Annotated in this window: 18 protein-coding genes; 7 read left to right on the top strand and 11 right to left on the bottom strand. The window is 75.0% G+C overall.

All coding sequences use genetic code 11. From position 1 onward, the window contains the following. Window positions 1–117 precede the first annotated feature (117 nt). Window positions 118–927 carry a DUF3097 domain-containing protein gene (locus ACIA5A_RS30250; RefSeq protein WP_396768083.1) on the bottom strand — a complete coding sequence of 270 codons (810 nt, stop codon included), beginning with the start codon at window positions 925–927 and terminating at the stop codon, window positions 118–120. Between the two features lie 162 nt (window positions 928–1,089). Between ACIA5A_RS30250 and ACIA5A_RS30245 the strand changes: the two genes are divergently transcribed. After that, entirely contained in the window at window positions 1,090–1,884 is a 795-nt protein-coding gene (locus ACIA5A_RS30245; protein WP_396768081.1) for a hypothetical protein, read from the top strand. 10 nt (window positions 1,885–1,894) lie between these two features. Here the strand turns inward: ACIA5A_RS30245 and ACIA5A_RS30240 are convergent, their stop codons facing one another. From ACIA5A_RS30240 to ACIA5A_RS30210, 7 genes are all read right to left on the bottom strand, one after another. Beyond that, window positions 1,895–2,761, bottom strand: a complete 867-nt coding sequence (locus ACIA5A_RS30240) for an HAD-IIA family hydrolase (RefSeq protein ID WP_396768079.1) — start codon at window positions 2,759–2,761, stop codon at window positions 1,895–1,897. Next, window positions 2,710–3,735 carry a ferrochelatase gene (locus tag ACIA5A_RS30235; RefSeq protein WP_396768077.1) on the bottom strand — a complete coding sequence of 342 codons (1,026 nt, stop codon included), beginning with the start codon at window positions 3,733–3,735 and terminating at the stop codon, window positions 2,710–2,712. Before ACIA5A_RS30235 ends, ACIA5A_RS30240 begins: the two co-directional genes overlap by 52 nt. A 133-nt stretch (window positions 3,736–3,868) precedes the next feature. After that, the gene (fabI, locus tag ACIA5A_RS30230) at window positions 3,869–4,636 is read right to left on the bottom strand and encodes an enoyl-ACP reductase FabI (protein ID WP_181569321.1); all 768 of its coding nucleotides are present in this window, start codon (window positions 4,634–4,636) and stop codon (window positions 3,869–3,871) included. A gap of 22 nt (window positions 4,637–4,658) precedes the next feature. After that, window positions 4,659–5,363 (bottom strand): 3-oxoacyl-ACP reductase FabG, encoded by a 705-nt coding sequence (gene fabG, locus ACIA5A_RS30225; RefSeq protein ID WP_396768075.1) that lies wholly within the window; start codon window positions 5,361–5,363, stop codon window positions 4,659–4,661. A gap of 601 nt (window positions 5,364–5,964) precedes the next feature. Continuing rightward, the gene (locus tag ACIA5A_RS30220) at window positions 5,965–6,915 is read right to left on the bottom strand and encodes a VWA domain-containing protein (RefSeq protein ID WP_396768073.1); all 951 of its coding nucleotides are present in this window, start codon (window positions 6,913–6,915) and stop codon (window positions 5,965–5,967) included. Beyond that, window positions 6,912–7,904, bottom strand: a complete 993-nt coding sequence (locus ACIA5A_RS30215) for a DUF58 domain-containing protein (RefSeq protein ID WP_396768071.1) — start codon at window positions 7,902–7,904, stop codon at window positions 6,912–6,914. Before ACIA5A_RS30215 ends, ACIA5A_RS30220 begins: the two co-directional genes overlap by 4 nt. After that, on the bottom strand, window positions 7,883–8,989 hold the full coding sequence (locus tag ACIA5A_RS30210) for an AAA family ATPase (RefSeq protein ID WP_396768069.1): 1,107 nt from the start codon (window positions 8,987–8,989) through the stop codon (window positions 7,883–7,885). Before ACIA5A_RS30210 ends, ACIA5A_RS30215 begins: the two co-directional genes overlap by 22 nt. Before the next feature lie 241 nt (window positions 8,990–9,230). Here ACIA5A_RS30210 and ACIA5A_RS30205 point away from each other — a divergent pair, with 241 nt between their 5' ends. The 3 genes from ACIA5A_RS30205 to ACIA5A_RS30195 all read left to right on the top strand — a co-directional run bounded on the left by ACIA5A_RS30205 (window position 9,231) and on the right by ACIA5A_RS30195 (window position 11,788). Further along, window positions 9,231–9,458 (top strand): hypothetical protein, encoded by a 228-nt coding sequence (locus tag ACIA5A_RS30205; protein WP_396768067.1) that lies wholly within the window; start codon window positions 9,231–9,233, stop codon window positions 9,456–9,458. 52 nt (window positions 9,459–9,510) lie between these two features. Beyond that, the gene (locus tag ACIA5A_RS30200; RefSeq protein ID WP_396768065.1) at window positions 9,511–10,038 is read left to right on the top strand and encodes a PH domain-containing protein; all 528 of its coding nucleotides are present in this window, start codon (window positions 9,511–9,513) and stop codon (window positions 10,036–10,038) included. A gap of 175 nt (window positions 10,039–10,213) precedes the next feature. Then, complete coding sequence (locus ACIA5A_RS30195; RefSeq protein WP_396768063.1) at window positions 10,214–11,788, top strand: PH domain-containing protein; 1,575 nt, start codon at window positions 10,214–10,216, stop codon at window positions 11,786–11,788. 76 nt (window positions 11,789–11,864) lie between these two features. Here the strand turns inward: ACIA5A_RS30195 and ACIA5A_RS30190 are convergent, their stop codons facing one another. Further along, entirely contained in the window at window positions 11,865–12,923 is a 1,059-nt protein-coding gene (locus ACIA5A_RS30190) for a phosphatase PAP2 family protein (protein ID WP_396768061.1), read from the bottom strand. Window positions 12,924–13,048: 125 nt separating this feature from the next. On the opposite strand from ACIA5A_RS30190, the gene ACIA5A_RS30185 reads away from it, so the two are divergent. Next, complete coding sequence (locus tag ACIA5A_RS30185; protein WP_396768059.1) at window positions 13,049–13,450, top strand: thioesterase family protein; 402 nt, start codon at window positions 13,049–13,051, stop codon at window positions 13,448–13,450. Further along, window positions 13,447–14,277 (top strand): MBL fold metallo-hydrolase, encoded by an 831-nt coding sequence (locus tag ACIA5A_RS30180; RefSeq protein WP_396768057.1) that lies wholly within the window; start codon window positions 13,447–13,449, stop codon window positions 14,275–14,277. Before ACIA5A_RS30185 ends, ACIA5A_RS30180 begins: the two co-directional genes overlap by 4 nt. A gap of 13 nt (window positions 14,278–14,290) precedes the next feature. Here ACIA5A_RS30180 and ACIA5A_RS30175 read toward each other — a convergent pair whose 3' ends face one another. Together ACIA5A_RS30175 and ACIA5A_RS30170 are read right to left on the bottom strand one after the other, a co-directional pair. Then, window positions 14,291–15,193: an aminoglycoside phosphotransferase family protein gene (locus ACIA5A_RS30175; RefSeq protein ID WP_396768055.1), complete on the bottom strand. Its 903-nt coding sequence runs from the start codon at window positions 15,191–15,193 to the stop codon at window positions 14,291–14,293. 7 nt (window positions 15,194–15,200) lie between these two features. Further along, window positions 15,201–15,695 (bottom strand): MarR family winged helix-turn-helix transcriptional regulator, encoded by a 495-nt coding sequence (locus ACIA5A_RS30170; RefSeq protein WP_396768053.1) that lies wholly within the window; start codon window positions 15,693–15,695, stop codon window positions 15,201–15,203. 92 nt (window positions 15,696–15,787) lie between these two features. On the opposite strand from ACIA5A_RS30170, the gene ACIA5A_RS30165 reads away from it, so the two are divergent. Further along, window positions 15,788–16,996, top strand: coding sequence for a multidrug effflux MFS transporter (locus ACIA5A_RS30165; protein ID WP_396768085.1), 1,209 nt, complete (start codon window positions 15,788–15,790; stop codon window positions 16,994–16,996). The last annotated feature ends 152 nt before the right edge of the window (window positions 16,997–17,148 follow it).

The following is a 17,148-nucleotide window of genomic DNA, read 5'->3' as shown; positions in this document are numbered from 1 at the left end:
GCCCCCGCGCCGCGCCCCCGCCCCCCCCCGGGGCCGGGGGCGCCCGCCCCCGCCCCCGGGAAAACCCCGCCCCGCCCGGCCCGGGGCGCGGTCGCCCCCGGCCCTCGACCGCGACCACTAAGGCGAGGTGACGAAATCGATCAACCGCTCCATCGCGTTGATCAACGGCGTCTCCACGTCGGCGAAACTGTCCACCCGGGACAGGATGTGCCGCCACATGTCCGCCGGCTCGGCGACCCCGAGCGCCGCGCAGACGCCCTCCTTCCAGGGTCGCCCGGGCGGCACCACCGGCCAGGCCGCGATGCCCAGCGCCGCCGGGCGTACCGCCTGCCACACGTCCACATAGGGGTGCCCGGTGACCAGCACGTGCGGCGAGGTCACCCGGGCCACGATCCGGCTCTCCTTGGAGCCGGGGACGAGGTGGTCGACGAGCACGCCGAGCCGCCGCTGTGGGCCGGGGGCGAACGCGCGCACCTCGGCGGCCAGTTCGTCGATGCCGTCGAGCGGCTCCACCACCACGCCCTCGATCCGCAGGTCGTCGCCCCAGATCCGCTCGACGAGCGCGGCGTCGTGCACGCCCTCCACCCAGATCCGGCTGGCCTTCGCCACCTGCGCCCGTACGTCGTCCACCGCGATCGAGCCGGAGGCGGTGCGCCGCCGGGCGGCGGGAACCGGGGCGCGGGCCGGGCGGCGCAGCGTGACCGGGCTGCCGTCGAGCAGGAACGCGGCGGGCAGCAGCGGGAAGTTGCGCCGGCGCCCGTGCCGGTCCTCCAGCACCACCGCGCCGGAGTCGAACCCGACCACCGCGCCGCAGAACCCGGAGTCGGCGTCCTCGACCACCAGGTCGGGCTCGGCGTCGACCTCGGGGGTCACCTTCCGCCGTCGCCAGTCGCCCGCCAGCACGTCCCCGTCGTATCGCCCTGCCATGCCGATCACGCTAACCACAGCGGCCGGCGTGTCGCCCGCCGACGCGCCGGGTGGCTCCCCACCCTCCGGCACGAACCGGTGCGAAGGGGGTAGTTCGGGGCAGGCCACGCCACCGGTGCGGCAGCCGAGACAGCGGCGGCGGCCACCACGTACCCTTTCCGCATGTCCTCCCCCGCAACGGGCGCGGCCACGCTGGCCCCGCGCCGGTCGAGCCGGTTCGTCGCCTGGGTGCGCGCCTGGCGCGCCGGGCTCGTGCCGTTCGACGAGGTCGCCGACGCCATCGCCGGCGACGAGGAGCACCTCGTCGCCGACGCCCCCGGCACCTGGACCGACGTGTCCCTGCGGGAGGCGCTGCCCAGCCTGGCCAAGCACTCCCCGGACGAGATCCGCCTGGTGCTGCCCGCGCCCGGCGACCCGCGCGGGCTACCCGGCCCCGGCGCGTTCGCCGGCGCCGCGCTGCTCGCCGGCGAGGCGGTGGTGGCCAGCGGGCTCGGGCTGGTGCCCGAGGTCCGCACGCACACCTCCGGCTCCGGGACGACCTGGGAAACCGTGCTGTGGCGGGTGCACCCGCTGCCGCCGGACGCGCCGAAGGCGTCGCTGATCACGCCCGGCGCGGCGGAGGCCGAGGCCGAACTGGCCGCCGCGCTCGCCGAGACGACCGCGGCGCTGACCCGGCTGGACGTGGCCCAGTGGCGACCGGAGCTGGCCGGCGCGCTCGCCGCGCTGCGCCGCCCCGACGGCGGCACCGACCTGCCGCCCGGCTTCGACCCGCGGTCGCGCCGGCTGTTCGCCCGGGCGGCCGTGCTGGACCGGGTGCTCGCCCTGGCCGGGGAGAGCGCGCCGGGCGGCGCGGTGAACACCCACGAGGCGCAGCAGCGCGACGCGGCGTTGCGACCGCTGACCACCGCCTGCCGGCAGGCCCTGGTGGCCGCCTGCAACGCCCCGCTGCGGCTGTAGACCGACCGGCTCAGACCTCGTCGATCAGGTCGGCCACCGAGTCGACGATCCGGGACGGACGGTACGGGTAGCGCTCGGCCTCGGACCGACTGCTGATGCCGGTGAGCACCAGGATCGTCTCCAGCCCGGCCTCCAGCCCGCACAGGATGTCGGTGTCCATCCGGTCGCCGATCATCGCGGTGGACTCCGAGTGGGCGTCGATGGTGTTCAACGCGGAACGCATCATCATCGGGTTGGGCTTGCCGACGAAGTAGGGCTCCACCCCGGTCGCCTTGGAGATCATCGCGGCCACCGAGCCGGCCGCCGGCAGCGCGCCCTCGACCGAGGGGCCGGTGGCGTCCGGGTTGGTGCAGATGAACCGGGCCCCGTCGTCGATCAGCCGGATCGCCTTGGTGATCGCCTCGAAGCTGTAGGTGCGGGTCTCCCCGAGCACCACGTAGTCCGGGGCGAAGTCGCTGAGCACGTATCCCACCGCGTGCAGGGCCGTGGTCAGGCCGGCCTCACCGATGACGTACGCGGTCCCGCCCGGCCGCTGGTCGGCCAGGAACTGGGCGGTGGCCAGCGCGGACGACCAGATCGCCTCCTCCGGCACGTCCAGCCCCATCCGGGCCAGGCGGGCCTGCAGGTCGCGCGGCGTGTAGATGGAGTTGTTGGTCAGCACCAGGAACGGCTTGCCGGAGGCGCGCAGCTTCTTGACGAACTCGGGGGCGCCGGGCACCGGCTGGCCCTCGTGCACCAGCACGCCGTCCATGTCGGTGAGCCAGCTCTGCACCGGCTTGCGGTCATGCATCGTGTCGTCCCCAGGGTGTCGGTGGTCGGTCGGGCTCAGGGCCGGCGGGCCGAGGGTACGCAGCACAGCGCCGGGCAGGTGTCCCACGCCGGCAGCTCGCCGAGGCGGCGGCGCTCCCCGTCCGCCGCGGTGCGCTCCCGCACCAGCTCCCGGACCATGGCCACGAAGCGCGGATCGGTGCCCGGGGTGCCGGCGCGGACGAAGTCCAGGCCGAGCTGCTTCGCCGTCTCCAGGGCCTCGGTGTCGAGGTCCCAGACCACCTCCAGGTGGTCGGAGACGAAGCCGATCGGGCTGACCACCACGCCGGTGACCCCCTGCTCGGCGAGGGCGGTCAGGTGGTCGTTGACGTCCGGCTCCAGCCACGGCACCTGCGGCGGGCCGGACCGGCTCTGCCAGACCAGCTCGTACGGCAGGTCGGGCGCGGCCGCGGCGTGCACCAGGCGGGCGGTCTCCTCGAGCTGCGCGGTGTAGCGACCGCCGTGCGGGCCGGCGGTGGCGGCGGCGGAGACCGGGATCGAGTGGGCGGTGAACACCAGCCGGGTGCTGTCCCGCTTCGCCGGGTCGAGCTGGGCCAGCGCGGCACGCACCGCGTCGGCGTGCGGCTCGACGAAACCGGGGTGGTCCCAGAACTGGCGCAGCTTCTCGATCACCGGGGCGTCCGGGCCGACCGCGGCCCGGGCCGTGGCGATGTCCTCCTGGTATTGCCGGCAGGACGAGTAGCCGCCGTAGGCGCTGGTGACGAACGCGAGCGCCCGGGTGATCCCGTCGTCGCGCATCTGCGCCACGGTGTCGGCGAGCATCGGGTCCCAGTTGCGGTTGCCCCAGTAGACCGGCAGGTCGACGCCGTTGGCGGCGAAGTCGGCCCGGATCGCCGCCAGCAGGTCGCGGCACTGCTCGTTGATCGGGGACACGCCGCCGAAGTGCAGGTAGTGCTCGGCGACCTCGGCCAGCCGCTCCGGCGGCACCCCACGCCCCCGGGTCACGTTCTGCAGGAAGGGAAGAACGTCCTCGGGCCGCTCCGGGCCACCGAAGGAGACCAGCACCAACGCGTCGTACGCCATGGCCCTATTCTTCCCCGCCCGCCGTGACGTTCGTGCGACGCCCCCGGCTCACGGCGGTAACGCCCCGCCGCCAGATGAAAGGAGGGGCCCCTTCTTAACGCATTCTGCATAAGAAGGGGCCCCTCCTAACACCTCAGGCGCCGAGGGCGTGGTAGCCGCCGTCGACGTGGACGATCTCGCCGGTGGTGGCCGGGAACCAGTCGGACAGCAGCGCCAGGCAGGCCCGCGCGGCCGGCTCGGAGTCGGTGAGGTTCCAGCCCAGCGGCGCCCGCTCGGTCCATGCCTCCTCGAACTGGTCGAAGCCGGGGATCGACTTGGCCGCGATGGTGCGCAGCGGACCGGCCGCGACCAGGTTGCTGCGGATGCCCTGCTTGCCCAGGTGCAGCGCCAGGTAGCGGGAGGCGGACTCCAGCCCGGCCTTGGCCACGCCCATCCAGTCGTAGACCGGCCACGCCTTGGTCGCGTCGAAGGTGAGGCCCACCACGGCGCCGCCGGAGGACATCAGCGGCAGCGCCGCCATGGCGAGCGACTTGTAGGAGAACGTGGAGACCTGCAGCGCGGTGGCCACGTCCGCCCACGGCGCGTCCAGGAAGCCGCCGCCGAGGCAGCTCTGCGGGGCGAAGCCGATCGAGTGCACCACCCCGTCCAGGCCGTCGACGTGCTCGCGTACCCGGTCGGCCAGGCCGGCCAGGTGCTCGTCGTTGGTGACGTCCACCTCGATCACCGGCGCCGGCTCGGGCAGCCGCTTGGCGATCCGCTCCACCAGGGAGAGGCGGCCGTAGCCGGTGAGCACGACCTGGGCGCCGTTCTCCTGGGCGAGTTTCGCCACGGAGAACGCGATGGAGGCCTCGGTGATGACACCGGTGACCAGCAGCCGCTTACCGGCCAGGAGTCCGGACATTGCGCAGTTCCTCCGTGCTCTCTCAGTGACCCATGCCGAGGCCGCCGTCGACCGGGATGACGGCGCCGGAGATGTAGCCGGCCGCGTCCGAGGCGAGCCAGGTGACCACGCCGGCCACCTCCTCCGGCTCGGCGAACCGGCCGGCCGGGATGGCCTTGCGGTATTCGGTGCGGCGCTCCTCGGGCAGCGCCGCCGTCATGTCGGTGTCGATGAACCCGGGCGCCACCACGTTCGCGGTGATGTTGCGACCGCCCAGCTCGCGGGTGATCGAGCGGGCCACGCCGACCAGGCCGGCCTTGCTCGCGGCGTAGTTGACCTGACCCGGGCCGCCGTAGAGGCCGACCACCGAGGAGATGAAGATCATCCGGCCCCACTTCGCCCGGAGCATCTTGGTCGAGGCGCGCTTGGCCACCCGGAACGAACCGGCCAGGTTGGTGTCGACCACCCGGGTGAACTGCTCGTCGGACATCCGCATGATCAGCGTGTCGTCGGTGATGCCGGCGTTGGCGACAAGCACCTCGACCGGGCCCAGCTCGGCCTCGACGGCGGCGAACGCGGCGTCCACCGACTCGGCGTCGGTCACGTCGCAGCGCACCCCGAACAGCCCCTCGGGGGCCTCGCCGCTGCGGTGCGTCACCGCCACCCGGTCGCCCTGCTTGGCGAAGGCCTGCGCGATGGCCAGCCCGATTCCCCGGTTTCCGCCGGTCACCAGCACGGTACGGGCCACGGGTCCCCCTCTGCTCAACTGATCTCCCGGTCGGTCGGAGCCTAGGGGTTACCGGCAGGTAAGCGCTAACCCGCCCAGCTCACCGCCGGGCACCGACCACGCACGCCACCGCCCGGACCGGTCCGGCCGCCGGCCCCGCGCCGGACACCCGGCCCGGCCGCGCGGTCCGCGCACTGCCGGTGTACGCTGATCACTGTCTGCGGGCCGGTCTGCGCCCGCGTTCCGGGCCCCGCCGACCGCAGGAGGTGATCGCTGTGCGAGATAGCGATCCTCCCAGTCGTGGCCGGGCCCACCGTCAGCCCCGCTGAGCCACGGCTCGGTCGACGCGGCTGACCCGCTTCCCGCCCTCCGCACCGCATCCACTCCCCGGCCGGCATCGCCGGGGGTGGCCCTGCCGCGCGGCGGAGCACCCGGTCACGACTTCGTGTGCGTCTTTCCTGGTCCCCCTCGCGGCCCACGTCACCGGGCCGACGCCTCGCCACGGAGCACAACCATGAGCCGTTACGCCGCACCGCTTGGCTTCACCCTCGCCGCCGTCTGGGTGGCGGTCCTCTTCGTCCTGGCCGGCGGGGGTCACTGACTCCCGCCGGCCCGGTCCGGCTCAGACCAGCCGCGACGTCCAGAGCAGGCTCAGGCCGCCGGCGCAGAGCGCCAGGAGCAGCGCGATCCCCGCGTACCACTGGGTGATCTCACGCGGCTCCGTGCGGTAGCCGATCGAGCTGCCCATGTCCTGGTAGACCTGCTTCAGCTCGCTCACCGAGGCGGCCTCGTAGAAGAAGCCCTGGGTGGTCTCCGCGAGCTGCGACAACGCGGTGCGGTCCACCGGCACCCGCTGGAGCTGGCCCCCGATGTCCACCTGGCCCGAGTCGGTGCCGAACGCGATGGTGGAGACCGGCACGTTCGCCGCCTGCGCCGCCGCGGCGGCCTCCTCCACCGAGCGGCCCGACGTGCGGTAGCCGTCGGAGAGCAGCACGATGCGGGCCGGCGGGATGCCGGCGGCGCCGTCCGCAGGCACCGACCGGATCGCCTCCAGGCAGGTGAACACCGCCTCGCCGGTGGCGGTCGCCTCGGCCAGCACCAGCCCGTCGATGGCGGCGGTCACCGCGCCCCGGTCCTTGGTCGGCGCCACCAGCACGTTCGCCGACTTGGCGAACGAAACGAGCCCCAGGTTGTAGCTCTCCGGCAGCTCGCCGACGAACTGCTTGGCGGCCTCCTGCGCCGCCTCCAACCGGTTCGGCGCCACGTCGTCGGCCTGCATGGACAGCGACACGTCGATGGCGAGCATCACGGTGGCCCGTTCCAGCGGCTCGCGGGTGTCGATCGCCGGCCGGGCCAGCCCGGTGGCCAGCACCAGCAGGCAGAGCAGGAACGCGGTCGCCGCCGCGTGCCGACGCCAGCCGAGGCCCTTGGGCGCGACCGTACGCAGCAGGTCGACGTTGGTGAAGCGCAGGGCGTACTGCCGGCGGTGCAGTTGCCGCCAGACGTACGCGGCGGCGAGGGCGAGCACCGGCAGCACGGCCAGCAGCCACCACGGTTGCAGAAAACGGATCATCGGGTCGTCCCTCGGGTACGGGCGTGCCGCTGCGCGGCCACGAAACGCACCATGTCCAGCAGCCAGTCTCGGTCGGTACGCAGGCGCAGGTGGGCCGCGCCTGCGGTGCGCAGCTCGGCGGCGATCGCCTGGCGTTGGGCGGCCGCCGCCTCGGCGTACCGGCGGCGGAGCCCGGGATCGGCGGTCTGCACCTCGTGCAGCTCGCCGGTCTCCGGGTCGACCACCGGCAGCACGCCCACGTCGGGCAGTTCCAGTTCACGCGGGTCGACCACCTCGACGGCCAGCACGTCGTGGCGGACCCGCAGCTTCCGCAGCGGCCGGCCCCACTGCGCAGGCGGCGACAGGAAGTCGGAGATGACCACCGCGACGCCACGTCGGCGCGGCGGCCGGTTGAGCATGTCGACGAGCGCGCCCAGGTCGCTGCGGCCGGGCTGGATGTCGGTGCCCGCGACCGCCCGCAGCAGGCCCTGCGCCTCCTTCCGGCCGGCCCGCGCGGGCAGCCGGTGCAGCGAGCCCGGCCCTGCGGGCGGGGAGCCGCCCCGCCACCGGCCGGGCGGCGTCGGCGCCCCGGTGCCGACCACCGCGCCGATCCGGTTGCCGCCCCGCACGGTGAGGTGGGCCAGCGCGGCCACGGCGGCGACCGCCACGTCGCGCTTGAGCCAGCGCCCGGTGCCGAAGTCCAGGCTGGCCGACAGGTCGACCGCCAGCCACGTCTCCAACTCGCGGTCGGCCACCGTACGCCGTACGTGCGGCATGGTGGTGCGGGCGGTCACCGGCCAGTCCATCCGGCGCACGTCGTCGCCGGGGCGGTATTCCCGGGACTCCCCCGCCTCGCTGCCCGGGCCGGGCAGCAGGCCGGCGTAGTCGCCCTGCAACAGCCCGTCCAGCTTCCGGGTGACCATGAGCTGCAGCCGGGCCAGCACCGCGCCGGAGCGGTCGCCGGTCGCCGGCAGGCGGGTGGGCGGGGTCACGGCCGCTGCCCGGGCCACCCGTGTCCTCCGACCGCCGGCGGCGGTGGCGTGGCCTGTTGGCGGGGCGCGACGGCGGGCAGCGGGATTGTCGACATCACCCGGTGCACGATGTGGTCGGCCGGCACGTCGTCGGCGAGCGCGTCATAGCTGAGCACCAGCCGGTGCCGCAGGATGTCCGGCGCGATGTCCTGCACGTCCTGCGGCAGCGCGTAGTCGCGGCCGCGCAGCAGCGCCAGCGCTCGGGTGGCCCGGACCAGGCCGAGCGAGGCGCGCGGGCTGGCGCCGTACTGGATGAGCTGGGCGACGTCGGGCATGCCGTGCTCGGCCGGGGCGCGGGTGGCGAGCACCAGCCGGACCGCGTAGTCGACGAGCGCGTTGTGCACGAAGACCTGGTCGGCCTTGCGCTGGAGGGCGATCAGGTCGGGGGTGTCGAACACCGGCGCCGGCTCGGGCGGCGCCACGCCCATCCGGTAGACGATCTCGCGTTCCTCGGCGTCGGTCGGGTAGCCCACCACGATCTTCATCAGGAACCGGTCCCGCTGCGCCTCGGGCAGCGGATAGACACCCTCCTGCTCGATCGGGTTCTGGGTGGCCATCACCAGGAACGGGTCCGGCACCCGGTGCGTCTCCCCGCCGATGGAGACCTGCCGCTCGCTCATCACCTCGAGCAGCGCCGACTGCACCTTGGCGGGCGCGCGGTTGATCTCGTCGGCGAGCAGGAAGTTGACGAACACCGGGCCCAGCTCGACGTCGAACTTCTCGCTTGACTGCCGGTAGATCCGGGTGCCCATGATGTCCGCCGGCACCAGGTCCGGGGTGAACTGCACCCGGGCGAAGGAGCCGCCGACGACCCGCGCCAGCGTCTCGACGGCGAGCGTCTTGGCGACGCCGGGCACGCCTTCCAGCAGGCAGTGCCCCCGGGCCAGCAGCGCGACGAACATCCGCTCGACCATCCGGTCCTGACCGACGATCACCCGCTTGATCTCGAACAGCGCCCGCTCCAGCAACGTGGCGTCCTGCGCCGGGGTGGTGGTCGCCGGCGGCGGCGCGTCCGGTGGCGCCTCGGTCGGGTTCGGCACGTCGGGCGTGGTCGGCTGGGCCACCGGTCCTCCACAGCTGGGTCGTCGTCGCGTCGTGGTGCGTGTCAAGACTGTCATGCCTTGCTGAGAGCCGACGGTGGGAGAGGCACGATTTTCCGGCGCGTCCCGGCCGGTCCCCGGAAAACGCTGAACACGGGTGGACAACTGGGGGTCCGGCGCGTGTACGATTCACCCCGTCGCCGGGCGGCTCCCCCCGTGGCCGCCCGGCGCTATAACTTCCGGCGTGCGGCCTAGACTCGCCCCGGTGACCACTCCCAGCCCCGACGAAGCGCCGATCTGCTCGGCGCGGGGGTGTCGTGCCCCCGCGCGGTTCCAGTTGCGTTGGCAGAACCCCCGCCTGCACCCGCCGGAGCGGCGCAAGACGTGGCTGGCCTGCCCGGAGCACCGGGCGTCACTCGGCGACTTCCTCGACGCACGCGGCTTCCTGCGCGAGGTGGTGCCGCTGCCCGGATCGCCTACGCTCGGATCGTGAGCGAGCAGACGATCAGGCCCCACGCCACCGGCGGACCCGGCGGTGCCACCCGGTGACCGGCGACGACCTCGCCGGCCGACCGGTCACCCCGCCCGGCCCGCTGGAGCCCTGGCCGGACACGGTCCGCTGGCAGCCGATCTCGCGCGACCTGATCTGGGTGGAGCTGATCCGGCTCGGCATCGGGCTCGCCGTCGCGCTGGTGGTGCTCGGCGCGGCGTGGGCGCTCTCCGGGCACTGGCTGCTCGGGGCCGCCGTCGGCGCGGCGCTGCTGCTGTCCGCCTGGCGGACGATCACCATCGTGCGCGCGGTCCGCGCCTGGGGGTACGCGGAGCGCGACGACGACCTGCTGGTGCGCCACGGCCTGCTGGTGCGGCGGCTCTCCATCGTCCCCTACTCACGGATGCAGTTCGTCGACGTGAGCGCCGGCCCGCTGGAACGCGCCTTCGACCTGGCCACCGTGCAGTTGCACACCGCCGCGGCGGCCAGTGACGCCCGGGTCCCCGGCCTGCGGCCGGCCGAGGCGTCCCGCCTGCGCGACCGGCTCACCGCCCTGGGCGAGGACCGGGCGGAGGGCCTGTGAGCGCGAGGAGCGAGCCGGTCCTGCGAGCCCCGCAGTCGCGAACGACGACCCGCCCTGTGAGCGCGAGGAGCGAGCCGGTCCTGCGAGCCCCGCAGTCGCGAACGACGACCCGCCCGGTGAGCGCGAGGAGCGAGCCGGTCCTGCGAGCCCCGCAGTCGCGAACGAAGGCTGCCCGGTGAGCGCTCCGGGGGCGCCGCCGCCGGAGGAACGGCCGACCCCGACGGCCGACCCGGGACCGGTGACGAACGGACAACCGTGGCCGCCGGCGCCGGGGTACGGCCCCGGCCACGCCGCACCGCCCGGTCTCGCCCCGCCCGGCTACCCGCCGCCGCCCGGTCAGCCGGCTCAGCCGTGGCCAGGGCCGGTGCCGACCGGAGCCTGGGGACCGCCGGCGGCCGGGCAGGCTCAACCGTGGGGGCCGCCGGGCGGCGAGGAGCCCCGGCAGCGGCTGCACCCGTTGAGCCCGGCGCTGCACGGCGCGAAGTCGTTGGTCGTGGTGATCGCCGGTCTCTCCTGGTCGACCCTGTCCCGGGTCGGCTTCGGCTGGTTCGCCGTGCTGGTCGCGGTCTTCGTCCTGGGCGCCACGGTGCTGTCGGTGATCAGTTGGTGGAACACCGGCTACCACGTGGTCGGCCGCGAGCTGCGGGTGTACGAGGGGTTGCTGTGGCGGCGCACCCGGGCCATCCCGCTGGAGCGGTTGCAGGCGGTGGAGGTGGTCCGGCCGCTGCTGGCCCAGCTCACCGGCCTGGCCGAGCTGCGGCTGGAGGTGGTCGGCGGGGGCAAGACCGAGGCGCCGCTGGCGTACCTCGGTGTGGCCGAGGCGACCGCGTTGCGGCAGCGGCTGCTCGCGGTGGCCGGTCGCGCCCCGACGCCCATGCCCGTGCCCGCCGACGGCGGCAGCGCGCCGGCCGCACCGGCGTCGGTTCCGGTCGGACGCCGGCTGCACGCGGTGCGCAACCATGACCTGCTGGTCAGCCAGTTGCTCACCCCGCAGGCGTTCCTGCTGCCGCTCGGCCTGGCCTTCGTGGTGGCGCAGTTCCTGTCCGAGGGCTCGTGGTCGTTCATCGCGGTGGCCAGCACGCTCACCGCGATGGCCGGGGTGGTGCTGCAACCGATCCGCCGGGTGCTCGACGACTGGAGTTTCCGGCTCGACGCCGACGGCGGCACGCTGCGGGTGCACAACGGGCTGCTGGAGACGCGGATGCAGACCGTGCCGCTGCACCGGGTGCAGACGGTCGGCGTGACCTGGCCGCTGCTGTGGCGGATGAAGGGCTGGCTGCGGCTGCGGTTGGAGGTGGCCGGCTATTCGGCGGGCGAGCCGGACGACCGGAACCGCCCGGACCGGCTGCTGCCGGTCGGCGACGCCGGCACCGGCGCGATGGTGGTGGCGGAGGTGCTGCCCGGGGTCCGGCTGGACGCGCTGCCCGGCACGCCGCCGCCGGTCCGGGCCCGCTGGTTGCGCCCGCTGAGCCGGGCGGCGGTCGGCGCCGGGCTCGACGAGCGGGTCTTCGTGGCCCGGTCCGGGCTGCTGACCCGCCGGGTGACGCTGGTGCCGTACGCCCGGATCCAGAGCGTGCGGGTCACCCAGGGTCCGGCGCAGCGGCGGCTGCGGCTGGCCACGGTGCACGCCGACACCGCCGGCGGCGCCGGCGCGGCGGCTGTCGACCGGGACCTGGGCGACGCGTGGAACCTGGCCGCCGAGCTGACCGCGCGGGCGCGGGCCGCCCGGCGCGCCGACCGGCCCGCGTAAGGAGGGGGCCCTTCTTGACGCGTCCGGTAGCGGCGGGGCCCCTTCTCAACCACCGCCGCGCGTCCGGCCGGGCCGGTCAGCGGCGTTCGGCGGGCACCGCGTCCGGGTCGGCGGCGAGTGCGGCGTCCGGACCGGCGGCGGGCGCGGTGACGCCGGTCACGGCGGCCGGCGTCCCGTCCCGGCAGGCGCGGCGGGCCCGCCACCAGCGCTCGGCCAGGCCGACCACCAGGAACGTCATCCCGACGTACGCCCAGCCGACCAGCACGTCGATCAGGTAGTGCTCGCCGCTGTACATCAGCGTGAACGTCATGGCCAGCGGGTAGGCCAGCAGCAGCGGCCACCAGCGCCTGCGCACCGAGCGCAGGAAGAACAGCACCACGAACAGCGCGAAGGCGGTGTGCAGCGACGGCATGGCGGCGACCGGGTTGGAGGCGATCTGCCCGGCGTTGAGCAGGTTGCCCGCGCCGTGCATGCCGATCTCCTTCCAGCCCCGGGTGGAGATCCGGGCCACCTCGGTGAGCAGCCCGTTCTGCGCCGCCCACCACGGCGGCGCGGCCGGGTAGACGAAGTAGGTGACCAGCCCGGCCGCGCACAGGAAGCCCCAGCGGGCCATGTAGCCGAGCCAGCGCTCCCGGTTGCGCATCCAGAGCACCGCGGCGGCGGCGAGCGTCGCCACGAAGTGCGAGAAGTAGATCCAGCTCACCAGCACGTCCCACCAGCGCACCTGGTCGGGGTCGTAGAGGTGCTGCTGGAGCCAGACGGTCGGCACCTCGCCGCCGGTGGCCCACCCGGTCAGGAACCGGTCGGCGACGATCAGCTCCATGGCGTGCGGGGTGGCGCCGTTGTCGGCGAACCCGCGGGAGAGGTTGTACGCCGCGAGCAGCAGCACCACCGGGATCCAGTCCCGGGCGAAGCGCAGGTGGCTGCGCCACGGCCGGTTCGAGTTCCAGGCGACGGTGCCGGCCCAGATCCACAGGAACGCGTACGCCGGGTCGGTCGGCAGGCCGATGGCGAACCAGGCGGCGACGAAGGCGACGCCCCAGACGGCCATCGCGATCACGCGATGGCGTCCGCCGTCGGGGGACGCGGTCGGTCCGGCGGGGGCGGGGGGCGGGGGATCTGTCAGCACGGCCATCGCGGTCAAGGTTAACGGCGGGCTACGAAAGGGCCGACGCCGACCGTCGGGGCCCGGCGCGTCGGGCGCCCGGGGCCGGCCCGGACGCCGGACGGCTCCGCGGTCGCTGCACTAGGCTCGGCCGCATGCAGGAGCAGCCGGACTCGCCCTTCGTGCCGGGCCTGACCGCCCGGGTCGAGCTGACCGTGACCGACGCCGACACCGCCCTGGCGCTGGGCTCGGGGGACGTGCCGGTGCTCGGCACCCCCCGGGTGGTGGCTCTGGCCGAGGCGGCGACGGTGGCGGCGCTCGACCCCCGGATGCCCGCCGGCGCCACCACCGTCGGCGTCCGGGTCGAGCTGGAGCACCGCACCGCCACACCTGTGGGGCGGGCCGTCTCCGCCCACGCCGAGCTGGTGAAGGTCGACGGCCGCCGGCTGGTCTTCGAGGTGACCGTCAGGGACGGGAACGCGGTGGCCGCGCAGGGGCGCGTCGAGCGGGCGCTCGTCGACCGGGAGCGCTTCGTCGAGCGGGCCGCACGCGCGTGACGGCCGCCGGCTTCTCCGAGATCGCCGCCGGCGTGCACCTGCTGCGCGAGCCGCTGCTGCACGTCAACGTGGTGCTGGTGGTGGGCGACGGGGCCGCGTTGCTGGTGGACACGCTCTCCACGGCCGGGCAGGCCCGGGAGCTGGCGACCGCCGCGCGGGCGGTCACCCCGCACCCGTGGACGATCGTCAACACCCACCACCACTTCGACCACTGCTTCGGCAACGCCACCCTGGCCGGGCCGGAGACCCCGGTGTACGCGCAGGCCCAGGCCGTGGCCGTGCTGCGCGACCACCCCGACGAGCTGCGCCGGGCGGCGTACGAGGAGATGCGCGCCGAGCAGCCGGCGCTGGCCGAGGAACTGACGCGGACCGAGCTGCGGGTCCCGACGCACGCGGTGCACGCCGAGACGGTGCTGGACGTGGGCGGCCGGCGGGTGCTGCTGCGTCATCCGGGGCACGGGCACACCGACGCCGACCTGGTGGTGCACGTGCCGGACGCGGACGTGCTGGTGGCCGGCGACCTGGTGGAGCAGAGCGGGCCGCCGGCGTTCGAGGAGTCGTACCCGTTGCGGTGGCCGGACGCGGTGGCCGACCTGCTGCGGCTGACCACGCCGGCCACGGTGGTGGTGCCGGGCCACGGCGAGCCGGTCGACGTGGGGTTCGTCCGGGAGCAGCACGACCGCCTCGCGCGGCAGGCGTGGCTGATCCGGGCCGGTCACTCCGGCAGCGCCCCGCCGGAGCGGGTGGCCGCCGAGTCGCCGTTCGGCGCCCGGCCCGGCCTGATCGCGGCCCGCCGGGGCTACGCTGAGCTGGACGGCACGGCGTGAGCGGCCGGCCGGCTCAGTCGGCGTCGGCCACGATCGACCGCAGCCGGGCGCGGCACTCGGCGACGAACGCCGGGAAGGTGTGCCAGTAGTACGAGACGCCGCCGGCCGCCGCGGCGATCGCCCAGGCCCGGGCCCGCGCCCAGGTCTCGTCGTCCACGCCGAGCGCCGCCCGGTAGGCGTGCCGGGCCTCGGGCGGCAGGTCCCAGGTCGGGGCGTGTTCCGCGTCGGGGTGCCCGACGGTCAGGCCGCCGAAGTCGATGACCGCGTGCAGCCGGCCGTCGCGGGCGAGGAGGTTCGTGGGCTTCAGGTCGCTGTGCAGCCAGACGTGGGGGCCGGGCGGCTCGGGCCGGGCGAGGCCGTCGCGCCACAGCCGTTCCAGCCGGTCGACGTCGACCTCGTCGGCGATGGTGCGCCGGCAGTCGTCGAGGGCCCCGCTGATCCACTCGTCGCACGGGTGCAGGCTGCCGCCGCGGTAGCCGCTCAGCTCGCCCGCGCGGGTCGCGCCGCCGAGGTCGAGCGCGTGCAGCTCCCGTACCGCGGCGGCCAGGTCGGCGCCGAGCGCGGCCCAGTCGGTGACGGTGTCGGGCCGGACCTCGTCGCCGTCGATCCAGCGGTAGACCGACCAGGGCAGCGGAAACGCGGCGGACGGCGCGCCGGCGTGCCTCGGCTGCGGCACCCGGTACGACAGCCGCGGCGCCAGGCGCGGCAGCCACCGCTGCTCCTTGCGCAGGGAGGCGGCCTTCTCGGCGGTGCGGGGCAGGCGGACGAGCAGGTCGTCGCCGAGCCGGTACATGGTGTTGTCGGTGCCGGCCCCGGCGGGCCGCAACGGCAGCGCGGCCCAGTCCGGGCACTGCTCGGCCAGCAGCGACCGGACCACCGACTCGTCGGCCGGCACCTCGTCCTGGTGCAACGTCACGTGGTGATCATCGTGCCGGGGGCGGTCGGGGGCCACCGATTTTCGCGCCCGGGTCGGTCAGGGGCGCGCGCAGCGCGGTGAGCAGCGCGTCCAGGTGCGGGGCGGCGGCGAGCACGGCGGCCCGGGCCGGCGGGTCGAGACGGGCCAGCGCCTCGGTGAGCAGCGCGGCGCGGTGGACCTCGTGGTCGGCCATCCGCCGGTGGGCGGCCCCGGTGAGGCGCAGCCGCACCACCCGGCGGTCGGCGGGGTCGCGGTCGCGGTCCAGCAGGCCGGCGTCGGTGAGGTCGCGCACCAGCGTGCTGACCGTGTTGGGCGCGGTACCGAGACGGGCGGCCACCTCCTTGCCGCTGATCCCGGGCGCGGCGCGCACCAGCAGGAGCACCTCCACCTGCGCCTCGGGCAACGGCTCGCGGTGGGCGCGGGCGACGGTCCGGCGGCGCAGCAGCCGGTGCAGGTCCCCCAGGACCGCCCCGAACCGCGCGATCTCCTGGTCGGTCGCCACCGGGTCACCTGCTTCACATCGCAACAGTTCTGACTACAGAGTTAAGGTAACCCGGAACACCGATCCTGGGGGGACCTCTCGTGAGCCACACCGTGCGGACCTCCGCGCGCCCGCCCGTCGACCGACCCGCCGCGCGCGGCAGCGGCGCGACCCTGCTGGTGCTGCTCGGCACGCTCACCGCGATCGGCCCGCTCTCACTGGACATGTACCTGCCGGCGTTCCCGGCGATGAGCCGCGAACTCGGCGCCGACCAGGCCGGCATCCAGCTCTCGCTGACCACCTGCCTGGTCGGCCTGGCGCTGGGCCAACTGGTCACCGGCCCGCTCAGCGACCGCTGGGGGCGGCGCCGCCCGGTGCTGGTCGGCGTCGTCGCGTACGCGGTCCTGGCGCTGGCCTGCGCCGCGGCGCCCACCGCCCCGCTGCTGGCCGCCGCGCGATTCGCCCAGGGCCTGGCCGGCGGCATGGGCGTGGTGGTGGCCCGCGCGGTGGTCCGCGACCTCTACGCCGGCCGGGACGCGGCCAAGTACTTCTCCCGGCTCACCCTGGTCTTCGGGGTGGCGCCGGTGGCCGCGCCGAGCGTCGGCAGCCTGGTGCTGCGGTTCGGCTCCTGGCGGGCGGTCTTCCTCACCCTGGCCGCCATCGGGGTGGTGCTGGCCGTCGCGGTAGCGCTGCGTCTGCCGGAGACGCTGCCGGCCGAGCGCCGCAGCACCGGCGGGCTGGCCACCACCGCCCGGACCATGCGGTCGCTCGCCGCCGACCGGGTCTACCTCGGGTACGCGCTGACCCAGGGCTTCGCGTTCGCCGGGCTGTTCGCGTACATCTCCGGGTCGTCCTTCGTGTTCCAGGACGTCTTCGGGGTCTCGGCGGCCGTGTTCAGCGTGCTCTTCGGCGTGAACGCGCTCGCGCTGGTGGCCACCGGGCAGCTCAACGCCCGGCTGCTCGACCGGTTCAGCCCGCGCCGGCTGCTGGTCACCACGCTCGTGGTCGGCGTGGTGACCGCCGCCGGCGTGCTGACCGGCGCGCTCGCCGGCAGCCTCGCCGTCACGGCGGTGGCGCTGTTCGCGTTCGTCGGCTCGCTGGGCATGGTGATGCCGAACAGCACCGCGCTGGCGCTTGACGCGCACGCCCGGCACGCCGGCACCGCCGCCGCGCTGATGGGCGGCATCCAGTCGGTGGTCGGCGCGCTCGCCGCGCCGCTCGTCGGCCTCGGCGGCGAGGGCAGCGCGCTACCGATGGCCGCCGTGCTGGCCGGCGCCGCCGCGCTCTCGCTGACCGCCGTCCTCACCCTCGCCCGCCGCTGACCGCCCGGCGCGGCGCGCGGCGCCGGCGTTAAGAGGGGGCCCCGCCTCTACCGGAGGCGTTAAGAGGTCCTAACTTAATGATGTTGGGCGTAACCGACTGGACGTGAGGGTCGTTTCGTCTGAACGTGAGGAGGGGTGAGCAGCCGCCGTGG

The sequence above is a fragment of the Micromonospora sp. NPDC051300 genome (assembly GCF_044455315.1).
In the GTDB taxonomy this organism is placed as follows: domain Bacteria; phylum Actinomycetota; class Actinomycetes; order Mycobacteriales; family Micromonosporaceae; genus Micromonospora; species Micromonospora robiginosa.
The sequence above is the reverse complement of the archived record's forward strand: the minus strand, read 5'-3'. Positions and strand labels throughout refer to the sequence as shown.